This is a genomic window from Fluoribacter gormanii (assembly GCF_900156395.1).
Taxonomy (GTDB): domain Bacteria; phylum Pseudomonadota; class Gammaproteobacteria; order Legionellales; family Legionellaceae; genus Legionella; species Legionella gormanii.
Window position 1 is genome coordinate 53,769 of record NZ_FTNL01000001.1, and the last position, 16,516, is coordinate 70,284.

The following is a 16,516-nucleotide window of genomic DNA, read 5'->3' on the forward strand; positions in this document are numbered from 1 at the left end:
ATACAAAAAAATTAACACCCATTAACCCATTAGAAGGTTATATATCATGAGAATGGATAAGCTAACATCAAAGTTTCAAATTGCCTTGGCAGATGCCCAATCTCTCGCTTTAGGGAGAGATAATGGCTTTATCGAACCAGAGCACTTAATGAAAGCCCTTTTGGATCAACAAGGAGGCAGCTGCAGACCCCTGCTAAGTAAAGCCGGCGTCAATATCCCTCTATTAAGGACTCTCTTAGATCAAGCATTAGATAAACTTCCTAAAGTCTCTGGTATTGGTGGTGATATCCATATTTCAAACGGATTAAATCGTCTATTAAATCTTACTGATAAGCTGGCACAGCAAAAAAAGGATAATTTCATATCCAGTGAACTGTTTGTTTTAGCGGCAATAAGCGAAGAAGGCAGTCTTTCTCGCATGCTTAAACAAGCTGGAGGCGAAGCCAAAGCAATTGAAAATGCAATTCTTGAGTTGCGAGGCGGAGAAACGATTAATGACCCTAATGCAGAGGAACAGCGCCAAGCTCTAGAAAAATATACTCTTGATTTAACCGCGCGAGCAGAACAAGGTAAATTAGATCCAGTGATTGGTCGAGACGATGAAATTCGTAGAACCGTTCAAGTATTGCAAAGACGTACAAAAAACAACCCGGTTTTGATTGGTGAGCCCGGTGTAGGTAAAACTGCAATTGTTGAAGGACTGGCACAGCGCATCATTAATGGCGAAGTTCCTGAAGGCCTAAAAAATAAACGTTTGCTTTCTTTGGATATGGGTGCATTGATTGCAGGGGCAAAATATCGCGGTGAATTTGAAGAGCGCCTCAAAGCAGTTCTTAATGATTTGGCAAAACAAGAAGGTCAAATTATTCTCTTTATTGATGAGCTTCATACTATGGTTGGTGCAGGGAAAGCAGAAGGTGCAATGGATGCAGGAAACATGCTAAAACCAGCTTTAGCACGCGGTGAACTCCATTGTATCGGTGCCACTACTTTAGATGAGTACCGACAATATATAGAGAAAGATGCCGCTTTGGAACGACGCTTCCAGAAAGTTTTGGTTGATGAACCAAGTGTTGAAGACACTATTGCTATTCTTCGTGGTTTAAAAGAGCGTTACGAAGTACATCATGGGGTTGAAATTACGGATCCGGCTATAGTCGCAGCTGCTACTCTATCACACCGATATATTACGGACAGACAACTGCCTGATAAAGCAATTGACTTAATTGATGAAGCAGGAAGTTTGATTCGTATGGAAATAGATTCAAAACCTGAGAGCATGGATAAATTGGAACGACGTTTGATTCAATTAAAAATCGAACGTGAAGCACTCAAAAAAGAGCATGATGAAGCCTCTAAAAAACGACTTGACGATCTACAACATACGATTGACGAATTAGAAAAAAACTATTCTGATTTAGAAGAAGTATGGAAAGCAGAAAAAGCAACAATGCACGGGGCTACTCAAATTAAAGAAGCGCTTGAACAAGCAAAACTTGAAATGGAAACCGCACGTCGAGCTGGTGATTTGAGTCGAATGTCTGAATTACAATACGGACGCATTCCAGAGCTTGAAAAACGCTTAGCTCAAGTAGCAGAAGTAGAGTCGCATGAGAACAAATTAGTCCGTAATAAAGTGACTGAGGATGAGGTAGCAGAGGTCGTATCGAAGTGGACAGGCATACCTGTAGCCAAAATGATGGAAGGTGAAAAAGAAAAATTACTCCAAATGGAAGATGTGCTCCACCATCGACTCATAGGTCAAAATGAAGCAATAAATGCCGTATCCAATGCCATTCGTCGTTCACGTGCCGGATTATCAGATCCTAACCGTCCTATAGGTTCATTTTTATTCCTTGGTCCTACAGGTGTGGGTAAAACAGAATTATGTAAGGCCTTGGCTTCATTTCTCTTTGATACTGAAGAAGCAATGGTACGCATTGACATGTCTGAATTTATGGAAAAACATTCTGTTGCCCGTTTGATTGGCGCACCTCCTGGGTACGTAGGTTATGAAGAAGGCGGATATTTAACAGAAGCAGTCCGTCGCAGACCCTATTCAGTAATTTTACTTGATGAAGTAGAAAAAGCACATACGGATGTGTTTAATATACTTTTGCAAGTTATGGATGATGGGCGCTTGACTGATGGCCAGGGACGAACTGTCGATTTTCGTAACACCATTATTGTTATGACTTCGAATCTTGGCTCCAATCTGATTCAGGAAATGGGCAATAAATTTAAATACGACCAAATCAAAGATGCTGTTATGGAAATGGTACGTCAACACTTTCGTCCTGAATTTATTAACCGCATTGATGATACAGTGGTCTTCCACGCCCTTGCTCAAGATCAAATTGCAAAAATTGCAGCGATCCAAATTAGCTATTTGCAAAAACGCTTGAATCAACAAGACATCCATCTGGATGTAACTCAAGAAGCATTATCACACTTGGCAGAAGCAGGCTTTGACCCAGTATATGGTGCAAGACCTTTAAAACGTACTATTCAGCAACAACTGGAAAATCCTCTAGCTCAAAATATATTGACAGGAAAATTTAAGTCAGGGGAAACAATCAAGGTGACTTATAAAGATGGAGAGATGAAGTTTATGAGTCATTAATCAAACATTTGACCTGGGTTTCGCTGCGGGAACCCAGGTTACAACTCATTCTAACCTCGATCTGCCCCTATCTGCTCCAATCGTTCCACCAATCTCTTTTTTACGCCCGACCATTCTTCAGCAAGAATGCTAAATAAGGCTGTATCTGTGATTTGACCATTATGATGAACCATATGTTGGCGCAATACCCCCTCTTTTGTTGCTCCTAATTTTTTTAATGTATTGTAGTTTTTAACATTACGAGGATCCGTTGCGATTTGCACTCGATTGATATCCCAAATCTCAAATGCATTTTGAAATAACAAAAATAAAGACTCATGATTATACTGCTTACCCCATGCTGATGGAGTCAGCCAACCATAGCCAACTTCCAATTTCTTATGGTGCAAGTCGATCTCATAATAGGCTCGGCTTCCAATTAACTTATTATCTTTTAGCCGTCTTATCACATAAGTGAGTTGTATGCCCTGCATATGCTTCAGCAAACAATCCTGAAACCAGGAATCATAAAACGCACCATTCGCTTTATTTGGCATATAAGTCCAAATTCGAGCATCATTAGCTGGATAACGCAAACACGCATAATGATTTATAGTAAGTGGCTCCATTTGAATGGTTTGTCCAATAAGAGTCCCAAGCATAAGTGTACTGACTTTTGCTTTATTTTTAGGCATAATAAGGGCGTCAGACATTATCATTTCTCAATATAAAAACAATGATCAATAAATTATTTCATCGAATAAAACAACTGTTTCAGATACCGTCAGATAAAATAATTTCTAATGCGTATCGGATTATTTCAGTTGACGAGAATTATCAAAATATTGCAAAAGTTTATGTTAAAGTCCAAGCTACTGGTAAAGCGACAATATTTGATATGCCTGTAAGTGAACTGTATCAAAAAAAATGGCTGGATAATTTTTCGCACGAAGATGTAGCGCATATAGCAGCTTTATATTCCGCAGAACAAACGAATAACCTGGATCTAATTAAAAGATTTCCCAAGCAAACGGCAGCAAACCGCTCTAGTGTGATCAGTGTAGGAATCCTTTTTACGACTTTTTTAATTTTATCGAATTTAGCAGCCTTTAAAATTGCTTCTTTTGGTTCAATAAGTTTTGCTGCCGGTTTAATTTTCTTTCCTTTAACTTATGTTTTTGATGATATTCTGACTGAAGTATATGGCTTTAAAGTGAGCCGGCGGATCATTTGGACGGCGTTACTTGCGAATACTATTGTATTTTTAGGTACTTGGCTTACCATTTATTTGAGTCCATCTCCCTACTGGCCTCATCAACAAGCCTATGCAACAGTATATCAAGGCACATTTAGAGTGTTTATTGCATCTGTCATCAGTTATTTTTTTGGTGAATTTGCCAACTCAATTATTTTGGCCAAACTCAAAGTCCTGACCTCTGGCGAGCGACTTTGGCTACGCGCGATTACAAGTACCATGATCGGTGTTGGTATTGATACTTTACTTTTTACTCATATTGCCTTTCTATTCATAATTCCTTATTCAGGCATTTGGCAAATTATTGGAACGATGTATTTACTCAAAGTTCTATATGAAATATGTGCATTACCGATCACATATCACGTTTCAAATTATCTAAAAAGAACAGATAATGTGGATCACTACGATGTGAAAACCAATTTTAATCCGTTTTCATTAGAGCTTTGATAATGGATACAACAATAAGCGATCCATCTAACCATAGAAAAATTGATATTCATTCGAGTTATTTATGGTATTTGACCTTAACTTACTCCATGATAATTATCCTGGCCAATTGGTTTGACCCACGATTAATTAATATTTGGGGCTTAACAACGGATGCCGGTACATTGATTTTTCCATTTTCATTTTTACTTTCTAACTTGATTACCGAAGTGTACGGTTATAAATATGCGCGCCGAACTATTTGGTGTGGGTTCGTATTTAATTTGATTTTCATTTTATATGGTCAGCTTGTTATCCATATGCCCAACCCAAATTTTACAACCAATAATGCAATTTTTGATGCCTTGCTCACTATTAACTCTAGAATTATTTTGGCATCCTTTATCAGTTATCTCATTGCTGAATCGTTTAATTCTTATCTGATTGCCAAAACCAAAATTAAAGTCCAGGGTCGATATATGGGGGGACGGTTTCTTCTTTCCACATTTTTAGCTTCAGGACTAGATAGTGTTATTTTTACAACAATCGCTTTTTATAAAACAATACCTGATTTTGCTTTCATTGCTATGATGCTCACGATGTGGTTCATTAAAGTATTTATTGAACTTTGCGGTCTCCCTTTCTCCATAAATCTAGTCAATAAACTAAAAGAAATTGAACAACTGGATATTTATGATAAAAATACAAAATTTAATTTGTTTCACTTTGATCTTGATTACATCCAGCAAGAAAATGAGTTTTTAAAAAGCAAACCATAAATTATAGCCAGCACAGCGAACCTGTTTCTGGGCATGAATCAAGTTTTTAACCAGGATTTCCGCTGCGCTAAGGGGCTACTGCTCAGTAACAATCAATATGTGAGTACTAAACCTTCCTCTTTTTTCGGCGCATCTTGCATGGTTAACTCTTTCTCTGCTCTCGCGATGGCAGTAAGCATCTTATCTTTTCCATTAAAAAATGTGCAGTCCAAAGAGGCACCAGGCTCTGTATCAAGGAATTGTTTGAGAAATTTCACTCCATTGAGCATATCCTCTTTAGTCAATTCATCCAGACTCACTTCCAAGCCTAAAGCCTGCTGGATAGTAAATAGCAGATCTGTATCGAGTATCTTTGATTGCTTTAATAACAATACATAACCACCAAAAAGCATATAGCTGCAGGTAGAATCATAACAGGCTTTCATTTTTGTTAAAAAAGAGCTGTGGTCTGTGAACTCGAGATTATCTTGAATTAATGGAGTATAAAATAAACTAAAAATTATATTTCTTGATGTTTCTGATTCAATATGTTTAATAAGACTTAGATTAATTGCCTCTTCGTCTAAATTTTTAAAGACGTTAAAATCTTTATAATCTTTTGCCACACCTTTACACCATTTTTCTATATCTTTTTCAAGTTGTTGCCGTTCATTTTCAATTTGTTCTGCTAGAGTTTTAATAAATTCAATTGCTGTAAACCGATTTAGGATAGCTGCACCGCGTCGCGCATGTTCATCAATAATATCCTGTAAGTACGATTTGAAATTTCTATCTTCAGCAAAATGGGGGTATTTCATGAAGCGAGGAACTTTCTCTTTATCTTCAAGCAACATGTTATTACGAAAAACTTCTAATGCTTTGACAATGGTCACAACATCAAGAGTTTTTAAATCATCTACTCTAAACGTCTTTTTTATCAAGTCTGAGTCTAATTCTTTAAATTTCAATGCCCTTCTTATCGCTTGGAATAACTTACAATCCGTTACATTACATTTGCCCCATATAGTCCAAGACGCATAGTAATTAAAATTGTCGTATTCCTTAATCAATCGAAAATAACGATGAATTAATGCCCCTAATAAAAACAAAGCGCCCTGCTCTGTATCTCTTTTATTTTCTTTTGGAATTTGGCGTAATTCATTAACCAATTGATTAAACACTTCAATCTGAGGGATTCGGTCCGATTTACATTTAATAACTTCATTAGTTCTAGCAATTAATACATCAAGACTAGACTGTTGTGGTGAAGATAATCCATCACTAACCTGGCCATCCACTACAGTATATCTACCTAATATAGTGGAATATTTTGTCTCTAGGTTCAGCGTATTGACTCTAAATTTTGCAAATGTTGGCGGAATATAAGTCATACATCCTCCTTAATACATACTCATTCCCAAAGAATTCATAATTCCCCTACAAAGCCCATATAAAGATGAAGAATTCTTGCCAGACGAAAAATATTTTGCTTCATGAATGTCCTTTTGAATTGTTGCTCCTAATCGCATATTCAGCTCACTGTATGTTTTTTCTTCTCGTCGTTCAAATACAAAAGTGCAATAGTAACTGAACTCGCTCAAACATGAATTAAAAAAATCCTTGTCCATTTCTTCAAGAGATTGGACTTCTAAATGACTACGAAATAAATCAATCAAAGATTGATAAAGATAATTACTTACTGAAGAACTATATTGGAACCATTTAACCAAATAAATTCCAATAAGAACCTGTCTTCTAAATTCATTGAAATCATCTAGAGTTAGCGTAGGATCCCTCTTAACAACTTTAACATATTGGATTAATTCATAAGTCTCATCTAAACTGTGAGCCAACATACTTATTGTAGCAGCATCATCGATGGCAACATGATTAGGAATGAATAAGGAGAAAAAATTCAAACATCCCACATGGTGTCCATAAGATCGCGCCAAACACGTTGCTAGTCTTTTCGCTTTTTGCTGAAATTCGGCAAACTTCGTCATTGCGTCCCTCCTGCAAATTTTGACCCGCAATAACGGCAACGCGTCATTGTCCAAAAATGTAAACGCCTTCATTTTTTATAGCAACCTATAAAAAATATTGCAACTATTAATTTAACTAATTGAACATAAAAAGAATTAAAAGTCTTTTTTCTAGTTTTTTTATGCCCAATAAGTTCGAGGATAACTCAGTAAAGTTGGCTACGAAGAACTACTTACGTACTAAGTTTTTATGTTATTACCGAAGACATTGTCCTAGAGTAAAATGAAAATTTCTATAGTAAATGCCAATGTCTCTTTGAGTGTACCAATCTAATGCCAATAGCTTTAGTTCAAATTAAATAAAAATTCCAAGCATGTTTTTCGTGCTATAGTCATCGTCTTCTGGGACTTTAAAACCTTCTGGCACCGGGATTAAGGCCGTAGTTCGTTCAATTTCAGATAACTTGTCAAAAATTGAATGAAGACGTTGCTGTTGTGATTTAATTTGTTCTAACTTAAGACTGGTCGTTTCAAAAAAGGATTGACTTTTGCTAGGCGTTAATAAGCTTAATAAATAATTGGCACAAACTTTAATAAAGTCTATCGCACAATCTATATACGTACGTTCTGCCAGTGTATCGATTAGATAGTTATCCACTAGTTTTTCAAAGCTATTTATTGTTTCAAAGAGCTCATTTGGGGATAAGCAAGATGGATTAGGAAAGTTTTGAGGGATAATTAATTGGAATTTATTGAAATCAACATTTGGAAATAAGCGTGGTGCAATTTTTTTGGCAATTTCTTGACTAAAAACAAATATCCTCAGTTCTGCCCGTGATTTCGTATCCAATTTTTTCCACTTGTCTTCTTTAAAATCAATAACTCCCCTCTGTTGCATTTGGAGCATTAATTCTCGAAAGGGTTGCTTTCCTAACAAACGATTCAATATGTCCATATTGATTGCAGCTATTTTATTATAAGAGTCTGTAAATTCGTTTAGCAGAGACATAACAATTTTCCTACAAATAGTGAGCGCGAAATCATAGGTAAATAGGATCCACGGTGTCCATTAGTTTCAGCGGCATGTAACGGGAGCCCCTTAAACTACCTCGAAAATCGTTCATCGATAGAGTTGATTAAACGTTGATGAATTCCATTAAACCCTCGGTTACTCATAACCAAAACTGCATCTCCTGCTTGCACTGTATCGGTTACTTCTTTAATTATTTCATCATGGTTTTTACAAATCTTATAAGGACAAGTCCAGTTGCTTACAGTTTCATGCAAGTTAAAATCATGTGGCTCTAAAACATACGCTCCATGAACTGGTTTCAAAGCATGTGCCATTTCATCTGAGTGAACACCAGTACGCATGGTATACGATGCAAACTCCAACACTGCAAAAATACGTTGATGTCTATTACTTCGTTTTAAAGCATCAACCGTTCGCATAATGGCTGTAGGATGATGTGCAAAATCATCATAAACCGTTATATCATGTTTACTTGACCGAACCTCTAATCGACGTTTTACTGGAGTAAATCGTTCTAAAGCTTCCGCTGCAACTTTGGGTTCAACTCCAGCATTTACACTGGCTGCAAGAGCTGCCAAACCATTTTCCACATTAAAACGTCCAATTAATGGCCATTTGACTTCGGCTACTTCCTTTCCTTGCTGTAAGACTTTAAACGCAGAACCATTTTCCTCAATTAATTGGGCTGACCATTGAGCATCTCCATCCAAAGCCAACTCTTCGATTCGTGAATATTGGCCACGTGCAATCACTTCATTCAAGGCTTTATCATCTCGTGGTTTAATTGCAACACCACTCGCAGGGATAGTTCTCATCAGATAATGAAATTGCAATTGAATCGCTGCTAGATCAGGATAAATATCTGCATGATCAAATTCCAGATTGTTTAAAATAGCAATTCTTGGACGATAATGCATGAACTTAGGGCGTTTATCAAAAAACGCACTATCATATTCATCTGCTTCAATCACAAACCATTTACCCGAACCAAGACAAGCACTCGTCTTGAAATCAGAAGATACACCGCCAATTAAAAACCCAGGATTAAATCCTGCTTGATGAAGAATCCAGGCAATCATTGAAGTAGTCGTCGTTTTGCCATGCGTCCCAGAAACAGCGATTACTTGATATTTGGATAAAATATTTTCAGCAAGCCATTGTGGTCCTGAAGTATATTGCTTACCTGATTCAATGACCGCCTCAAGTACAGGCATCCCTCTTTTCATTGCATTACCCACAATGACCAGATCTGCTTGCAACGCTAAAGTAGTATCATCATACCCTTCAGTCCAGATAATTCCTTTTGCTGCAAGCAAATCACTCACTGGAGGATAACAATTAGCATCACTTCCAGTAACTTTATGCCCAGCATCACGCGCGAGTAAAGCCAGAGCGCTCATAAAAGTTCCGCTTATACCTAAAATATGTAAATGCATGATAATCCTAAGTTCATTGTAAGAAAGAAACCGTTAAAACATTAACCGCCATTAAACCAAATGCAGCCAATACTGATTGAATCGCTGTTGTGTTTAAAGCGAACTTATATATATGTGCGATGATAACAAACTGCCAAACAGATAATCCTAAACTGAAAAACAAATAAAGAATACCAACAAATATTAACAATGGATTTCTTAAGTTAATAAGAGATAGATAAGGTGCGATAATCAATAAGGGAACTACCAATATATGGATGATAATATTGATACAGTATAAGGAGGTGACCGTTTGCACCAATCGTGAAGTTAATCCCTTAAAATACAAAGTCAGATAAGTATAAATAATATAAGAAATAACCAAGCATATTGAAATAAAGGCATTATTGATTAGATCTTCAGAGGAATTGAAATAAGAATAATCCCATTCAATCGTCATAAGTAAGATCAACAAAATACTGCTTAATACCATCAGAGAAATGGAATAAGGTGTATTTTCCGGACTGTCTTTAAATAAACAAATATCCCAATAACGATCAAATATAAAATGTAACATTTAAGCTAAATCCCTAAGATTAGGATTCTTCCTTTCTCATTATTTTCTTAATAATATCGAGTTGTTGCACAACAGGTTCGTTCCAAGGTCCTGAAATTTTGTAGCTGTATGCAGAAATTTTTTGCATACTTTGGTTAATAATTTTATTTGCAACCCACGCTGCAACACCCGCTACAGGACCACCAGCAATAGTCGCAACAACAGGCAAACTTGCTGTTATATGTGGGGATATTTTCAAGTTCAGATCATAAGTATGTTTCACTAAATCAAGATCTCCTTTCATGCTTGCATAAGCAACAGGACCATCTAGATAACTGTCTTGGGTCCCCATAATTCCCTTATTCACAATAAAGTTTCCTTGAAAAATATCGAAACTATATCCTTGATGCGCCAAATCGCTAAAATCTAATTGTAAGCGGCGTGGAATGGTTTGCAAACTTAAGATACTTAACAGTTTACCCAGACCTAACTTTTCTTCCGTCTCTTTACTTAGATGCGTAATTCTTCCATTTTTCAGTTGTAAATACATCGATCCTTTCAATGAAGCAAGAGAAAATTGATATAAACTCTTATTCCAGCCACCATGAAACTCCATGTATCCCTTTTTCGCATGAACCGTTGGGGGTACATGCCAACGCTCTAAAGTTTTAGCCAAATTCGTGATACTCAGTTTTACATCAAGATTGGTCTGATTTAGTTTCTCTTTCTCAATCCATTCTCCCTGAACATTAAACTGATATACTGGAGAAGTAATCTGGCAATAGTCTAGTTTCCATTTTTCAGCAGTGGATTGGCTTTTCAAAGTTACATCACCCACTTGCACTTTTTCTACAGACAAATTATCAATCCGTAAATTGAGATTCGGTATTTGGTTTGGATGCACCTTGGTAGTCTCTGTAAGTTCATCACCTACTGTATCAATCTTTTCTAAATTTAAATGGTACACATGACCACTTAATTCATTGGCAGGTGTTCGATAGATTAAATCCGCTGCAATGTTTTTCTGCTTTAAATTAAAAGACCAATCTTTGCTAGGCAATATTTTTGCTTTGACTATCATTTTATTAAATTGCTGGTTCAAAAATCTCAATTTATCTACAGTTACATTGATAATTCGCAGATTGTTTAACAGGGATGCTCCTGCTTTTGGTGAAGAAAATTGATTGAATACATCCTTCCATTCTTGTAGATCAAATCCTTTTAATGCACCCACAATAGATAGTCCAGGTAATTTTTGATTTACAGCATTGGCACTACCTAATCGTACTTGTCCTGAATCAAAAGCATAGGCCCCTTTCGTGTTTTTAAAGAGCAGATCTGCACTTAAACGATTGTCGTAATTTCCTCGTAAACGCATTAGTTTCTTCGCGTTGAGCTCAAGATTTAATTCAAGAGGGGCCTTGGTATCTGATTTTTTACCTAAAGGCTCCGGCAAATTAACATCCAATCCTTGAAGTGAACTATTAAAACTGATGCTGTCTGCTTCTGAGGGTTTATCACTTAACTTCAGCACCGTGTCCATATCGAATGAGCCATCAACTACAGAAAGAATCGGTAATTTAAATTGGCTTTTCAAGGAGTCAACCGTGCATTTTCCTTTAATTGCAATCGTTGTAGCAGGCTTGGGTAGTTTAACTGATTGAATTTTAATATTCATTGGATGTCCCAAGATACTGGCGAACAGGTAACTGTCGATTACCCCAGTTTCATTAAACATCAACCCACCTGATACATTCCGTACAGCAAATTGACCTAATTCATGATTGACTGTAATCGTATTATTTTTAAAAGTCACATTCCCTTTGGCAAGCACTTCGTCATTTTCTGGGTATAGAGGCACCTGTACACTCAAATCAAGTAAAGCTGAGCCTTTTACGGATAACATCTTTAGAAGCGATAGCTTTTTCCTTAGCGGAGATGCCATGACATAGTTCATCATCTTTTGTACTGATGCATCAATTTTCCCAGTTACCAGTAAATTCTCTTTATTTTTTCCTATGTCATTAATGCGCAAAAACATTTGCTTTGCAGGTACTCCCTGGAAATTAGCATGGACTATATCAATATTCAGATTACGATTATTTAGATGAATGTATCCATCAATCTCTTTTACAACCGGCCATTTGGAGTTAATTGCAAGCTCTCCTCCGCTTGCATAACTTTCTACAGTGAATTCGCCAGTATTGTTATCAAAGGGGAAATCTTTTGCCAAACCGTTAACCCTTACTCTTCCACTCGCGAATGCGATACGTTTTAAGTCATTCTTCAGCCAAAGATATAATTTGGGTTTCATGTTTTTTTTAGGTAAAAACGCAACCCATTGTTGCCAATTCTTTCCAGAAAATTCAGCGCCTAGACGAATATTACCTACAGATTGTCGAGTCGCCTGATCGATTGCGCCTTGCATACTTAATGTGAGTTCGGGTTGGTTTATGACGAGTCGCTCCATACTTATTCGCAAACCATCGCTTAACTCTTTCCAGTCGAAAGCTCCATTAAGCAAGGTTAATGTTTGTTCTGGATACCCTTTAATTTTTATGGAGGTATTTTCAGAGTCAAGCTCTAAACGTCCTTGGTCAGGCTGCCAATTTATGACGCCTGAAAGATTTTTTACTTGAGGAATATTGTCTTTGGCATTCCACCCAAGTTGCTCAAAACGAGTTAAAACATAATTTATTGAATAGTCATTAATGGAAAAATCATTGCCTCTTATTTGTAATGTGTCATTAATATTCTGAGATGTGCCAAGAGATGTCGAGGATTCTGATGTTAATTGTTGATTCACAGTAAACGTGTTAAAAACCGGAATTGGTGGAATAACTGAAACATTTGTATTTAAGGCGACAAGAATTTGGGTATCTTGCAAAATTCCTTGAGGCTTCATGCTCAATATATTTTGGATGCTTTGGGGCCAGTTAATCCCATTAGAAAACAGCGATTCAACAATGATTGATTTTACAAATAATTGGTAACTTTGTTGTTCTTTATTGTATTTAAGCAATAATTTGTTATCAGGCCATGTCACTCCGCCGACACGTAATTTAATCGGCTCGGCTTGAAACTGCCAACCCAAATTGTCGGGCTTCCAAGAGAAATTAGCAAAGAATGACTGTATAAGTTGGCTCTGTTGATTGTTCAATAGCCTCCAAGCCAGTCGCTTGAAGGTTACCTGCGCTTGTACCGAAGAAATCGCACCGTGATGCACATCAAGCCATAAATTAATATAACCTTTACCCCCTTCCAAATGTTCCGTTGCTTTAGGAAATAAGCTTTGCCATTGAGCAGGCACAACATTTTTAGCCGAAAAATAAAACTTTCCTTCGATTTCCTCAAAATGCTCCGGATCAAAATATCCATCGCCTAGCAGCTGAAAATTTGTACTACTGGTTTGCGCAAGCCGTGCTTCGCCCTTAAATTTATAATGTCCACTCCGATTAACAACCGATACATTTAAACCATTAACAGGAATCAATCCTCCATCACTAAAATGGAAATATGCTGAAACCTGTTTGATAATTAAGTGTTCTTGTTGCGATAGCCAGGTCAAAATTTGTTTGGTTTTCTCGGGGGTCATATCGCTGCTATTGAGCGAATCAGTTGCAACACCATCAATAGTCCAGTGATGATCCCTCTCTCTCAAATTTAAATGCATGTCATCAATATAGAGGACCCCAGGTTGGATCTGCCAATTCCATAATGATTTAAACAGGTTAATACCAACTAACAATTTATTGATACGAAAACCATGCTCTGAATCATTACCTAAAGTAACCTGATTTAATTTAAGCACTGGTTGGAACCAATACCATCCTGTTTCCATTGTTTGTATGGTTACCGGCTGCCCTATAAGAATTGAGAGATGATGCTCAACCTCCCCCTTATATTCTTTCGCCCAGGGAGTCAAAGATCGGAAGATGCTGGATAAAACAGCCATAAAAATAATTAGGATAGCTAAAAGCATCCAAATTCTTTTTACTACTTTGCTCACGCTTAGTGTTCGATTACTCATTGATTTTTTTACTATACCATTGCTTTTGCGCATACTCATCATTTTCTTTTTGTTCGATGCGCTGGAGTTTGAGTTGTTCACTCTTGTTAACCCGGTCAACCAATTGGTTAACTCCTTCTTCAGAAATTTTTGCTTGTTTGTAATTAAGTTCAGCCTTAGACCTTACTTTCCCTAAATAAGCTAAATGTGCATTCAATTGTATTAAAGCTGTGTCCAAATGGCTAATAAAATCGATTCGGTTACGTAGTCGAGCAACTACGGTTCCTTGTTCACCAATTTTCTCAACCTGTTTTAAATAATCCTGTCGATAAGACACTAATTGCTCATGCTTTAACTTATTATGTTTGAATTGCTCCTGTGCTTTTAAAAGGTCTTGATATGCGGCATATGTGGCTTCCTTTTTGATCTGCAAAAGTTGTTTTAAACGTTCCAATCGTTGACTCATCAATTAGCTCCAAAAGATGATACTAATTGGGATAACATCGCCACACTTTCTTTATAGGCGAACCGTTGGTTAATACCTTGCTCAATATATTCCCGAATTTTATCTCGAGCGTGAATCGCTTTATCAAGATTAGGATCACTTCCCTTAGCATATGCTCCGAGCAGAATGAAATCTTTGTTTTTCTCATATAATGATAAATATTTTTTGAATAATAACATATCATTCATTTGTTGTTCAGGGACTATAGTTTGCATTACTCGGCTTATCGAAGCCTCCAAATCAATAGCAGGATATTGTCCTTCTTCAGCAATAGACCGGTTTAGAACAATATGCCCATCCAAAATAGCCCGTGCAGCATCAGCAATTGGATCTTGCAAATCATCCCCTTCAGTTAAAACCGTATAAAATGCAGTAATCGAACCACTACCCGGCTCCCCATTGCCGGCCCGTTCAACAAGCTTCGGTAATTTTGCAAACACCGAAGGAGGATAACCTTTCGTTGCTGGGGCCTCACCAATAGATAGAGCAATTTCTCTTTGTGCTTGTGCAAAACGAGTTAATGAATCCATAAGCAGTAGCACATGTTTACCTTGATCCCGGAAATACTCAGCAATACTTGTAGCTACTTTAGCACCATGCAAACGCATTAGGGGGCTTTCATCTGCAGGAGCAGCCACTATAATCGAACGCTTTAAACCTTCCTCACCTAAATTCAATTCAATAAACTCTTTAACCTCTCTGCCACGCTCACCAATCAAGCCAACAACAACTACATCCGCCTGGGTAAAACGAGTCATCATCCCTAATAAAACAGATTTTCCTACTCCTGATCCCGCAAACAATCCAATACGTTGCCCTCGTCCAACAGTAAGTAACCCATTAATAGCACGGATGCCTACATCCAAAGGTGTATCTATAACTGCTCGTTTTAGAGGGTTAACCGCTGGGCTAATTAAAGGATATGCATCCTTCATCTCAAGAGGTGGACCATCATCTATAAGAACCCCTGATCCATTCACAACTCGCCCTAATAGCTGATTACCCACTTCTACCTGAGCAACACGTCCAGTTGGAGTAATAATCATTCCTGGGGCGAGTCCTTGAATCGCCCCTATAGACATCAAAAAAACACGATCTTGGCTAAAGCCGACTACCTCAGCTTCTATCGTGCGTGATTCATCAATAGTTATAAAACAACGTGCACCTACAGGTTGATTAAACCCTTTGGCTTCTAAAGTAAGGCCTACTGCCCGGCTCACACGGCCGCAATGCAATAACCCTGAATGTTCTTTTTCCCTAATTTCAGACAAAACCTTAACCAGATGAGGCTCGTAAATTTTCATCGGCTAATCCTGATCTTTTATGGGAGCAATCAGATTGTCTTGTGTAATATACTTTGTAAATAAAGTCGCTAAACGGGTATATACTCGACCATCCAATTCACTGTGTTCACCCTTTAAATAAAAATCGCCACGGCTCAATAAAGGGTCTGCTACCAAAATCTCTTGCAAACCTGGTATTTCCTTTTCTCCAAACTCACTTTTAACCCAGGCCACATCATCTGGATGCATAGCAAATATTTTGTTAGCGTGTAACGAAGGCAACTCTAATTTGATAGCATTGAGTAAATTTTTTAACTGTTCAGGATTAACAGATAACTCAACCCCAATACAATGCTGGCTTAACCAAATTACAGTTTGAATAATTTCTTGCGTAACTTGTTCGTCCAGTAGCTTTACTGGATTTTGTAATAGATCAAACCATCGTAAAAACTGCTTTCTTTTTTCGTCAATGTCGGCTTGTGCTTGTTGCATGCCTTCTGTATAGCCTTTTTTTATAGCCTCTTGCTTTAGGCGTTCACATTCGGCGAGAAAAAGCTCCTCTTCATTAATTTCTACTTTTGCTTCATTATTAGCTATTGACTCATATTCCCAGGCGCTAAACCCACTATTACTCTCTTTGTTCTTGAGGTAAGGCTCAAATTCATCCGACATATACTTATCATCCTGAA

The 16,516-nt window shown here is 37.3% G+C and carries 13 protein-coding genes; 3 read left to right on the forward strand and 10 right to left on the reverse strand.

The genetic code is table 11. The annotated features are described in order from the left end of the window. Positions 1-46 precede the first annotated feature (46 nt). A complete protein-coding gene (gene clpB, locus BW930_RS00245) occupies positions 47-2,623 on the forward strand; it encodes an ATP-dependent chaperone ClpB (protein WP_058467996.1) in 2,577 nt (858 codons plus the stop codon). A 50-nt stretch (positions 2,624-2,673) separates the two neighbouring features. On the opposite strand, the gene BW930_RS00250 is transcribed toward clpB, so the two are convergent. Then, positions 2,674-3,315, reverse strand: coding sequence for a GNAT family N-acetyltransferase (locus BW930_RS00250; RefSeq protein WP_058467995.1), 642 nt, complete (start codon positions 3,313-3,315; stop codon positions 2,674-2,676). A gap of 23 nt (positions 3,316-3,338) precedes the next feature. Between BW930_RS00250 and BW930_RS00255 the strand changes: the two genes are divergently transcribed. Both BW930_RS00255 and BW930_RS00260 read left to right on the forward strand, forming a co-directional pair. Further along, positions 3,339-4,307: a queuosine precursor transporter gene (locus BW930_RS00255; protein ID WP_058467994.1), complete on the forward strand. Its 969-nt coding sequence runs from the start codon at positions 3,339-3,341 to the stop codon at positions 4,305-4,307. A gap of 2 nt (positions 4,308-4,309) precedes the next feature. After that, the gene (locus BW930_RS00260) at positions 4,310-5,065 is read left to right on the forward strand and encodes a queuosine precursor transporter (protein WP_058467993.1); all 756 of its coding nucleotides are present in this window, start codon (positions 4,310-4,312) and stop codon (positions 5,063-5,065) included. Between the two features lie 92 nt (positions 5,066-5,157). On the opposite strand, the gene BW930_RS00265 is transcribed toward BW930_RS00260, so the two are convergent. The 9 genes from BW930_RS00265 to BW930_RS00305 form a co-directional block, all read right to left on the reverse strand. Further along, a complete protein-coding gene (locus BW930_RS00265; RefSeq protein ID WP_058467992.1) occupies positions 5,158-6,435 on the reverse strand; it encodes a hypothetical protein in 1,278 nt (425 codons plus the stop codon). A 9-nt stretch (positions 6,436-6,444) separates the two neighbouring features. After that, on the reverse strand, positions 6,445-7,047 hold the full coding sequence (locus BW930_RS00270; RefSeq protein WP_058467991.1) for a hypothetical protein: 603 nt from the start codon (positions 7,045-7,047) through the stop codon (positions 6,445-6,447). 334 nt (positions 7,048-7,381) lie between these two features. Further along, positions 7,382-8,035: a hypothetical protein gene (locus BW930_RS00275; RefSeq protein WP_058467990.1), complete on the reverse strand. Its 654-nt coding sequence runs from the start codon at positions 8,033-8,035 to the stop codon at positions 7,382-7,384. Between the two features lie 95 nt (positions 8,036-8,130). Then, positions 8,131-9,495, reverse strand: coding sequence for a UDP-N-acetylmuramate:L-alanyl-gamma-D-glutamyl-meso-diaminopimelate ligase (gene mpl / locus BW930_RS00280; RefSeq protein ID WP_058467989.1), 1,365 nt, complete (start codon positions 9,493-9,495; stop codon positions 8,131-8,133). 13 nt (positions 9,496-9,508) lie between these two features. After that, the gene (locus tag BW930_RS00285; RefSeq protein WP_058467988.1) at positions 9,509-10,051 is read right to left on the reverse strand and encodes a hypothetical protein; all 543 of its coding nucleotides are present in this window, start codon (positions 10,049-10,051) and stop codon (positions 9,509-9,511) included. 19 nt (positions 10,052-10,070) lie between these two features. Continuing rightward, positions 10,071-14,093 carry a YhdP family protein gene (locus tag BW930_RS00290; RefSeq protein ID WP_274519375.1) on the reverse strand — a complete coding sequence of 1,341 codons (4,023 nt, stop codon included), beginning with the start codon at positions 14,091-14,093 and terminating at the stop codon, positions 10,071-10,073. Beyond that, positions 14,053-14,505, reverse strand: coding sequence for a flagellar export protein FliJ (gene fliJ, locus BW930_RS00295; protein ID WP_058467987.1), 453 nt, complete (start codon positions 14,503-14,505; stop codon positions 14,053-14,055). Before fliJ ends, BW930_RS00290 begins: the two co-directional genes overlap by 41 nt. After that, positions 14,505-15,848, reverse strand: coding sequence for a flagellar protein export ATPase FliI (gene fliI, locus BW930_RS00300; RefSeq protein WP_058467986.1), 1,344 nt, complete (start codon positions 15,846-15,848; stop codon positions 14,505-14,507). The genes fliJ and fliI overlap by 1 nt, the downstream gene beginning before the upstream one ends. A 3-nt stretch (positions 15,849-15,851) precedes the next feature. Further along, the gene (locus BW930_RS00305) at positions 15,852-16,499 is read right to left on the reverse strand and encodes a flagellar assembly protein FliH (protein WP_058467985.1); all 648 of its coding nucleotides are present in this window, start codon (positions 16,497-16,499) and stop codon (positions 15,852-15,854) included. Between the last annotated feature and the right edge of the window lie 17 nt (positions 16,500-16,516).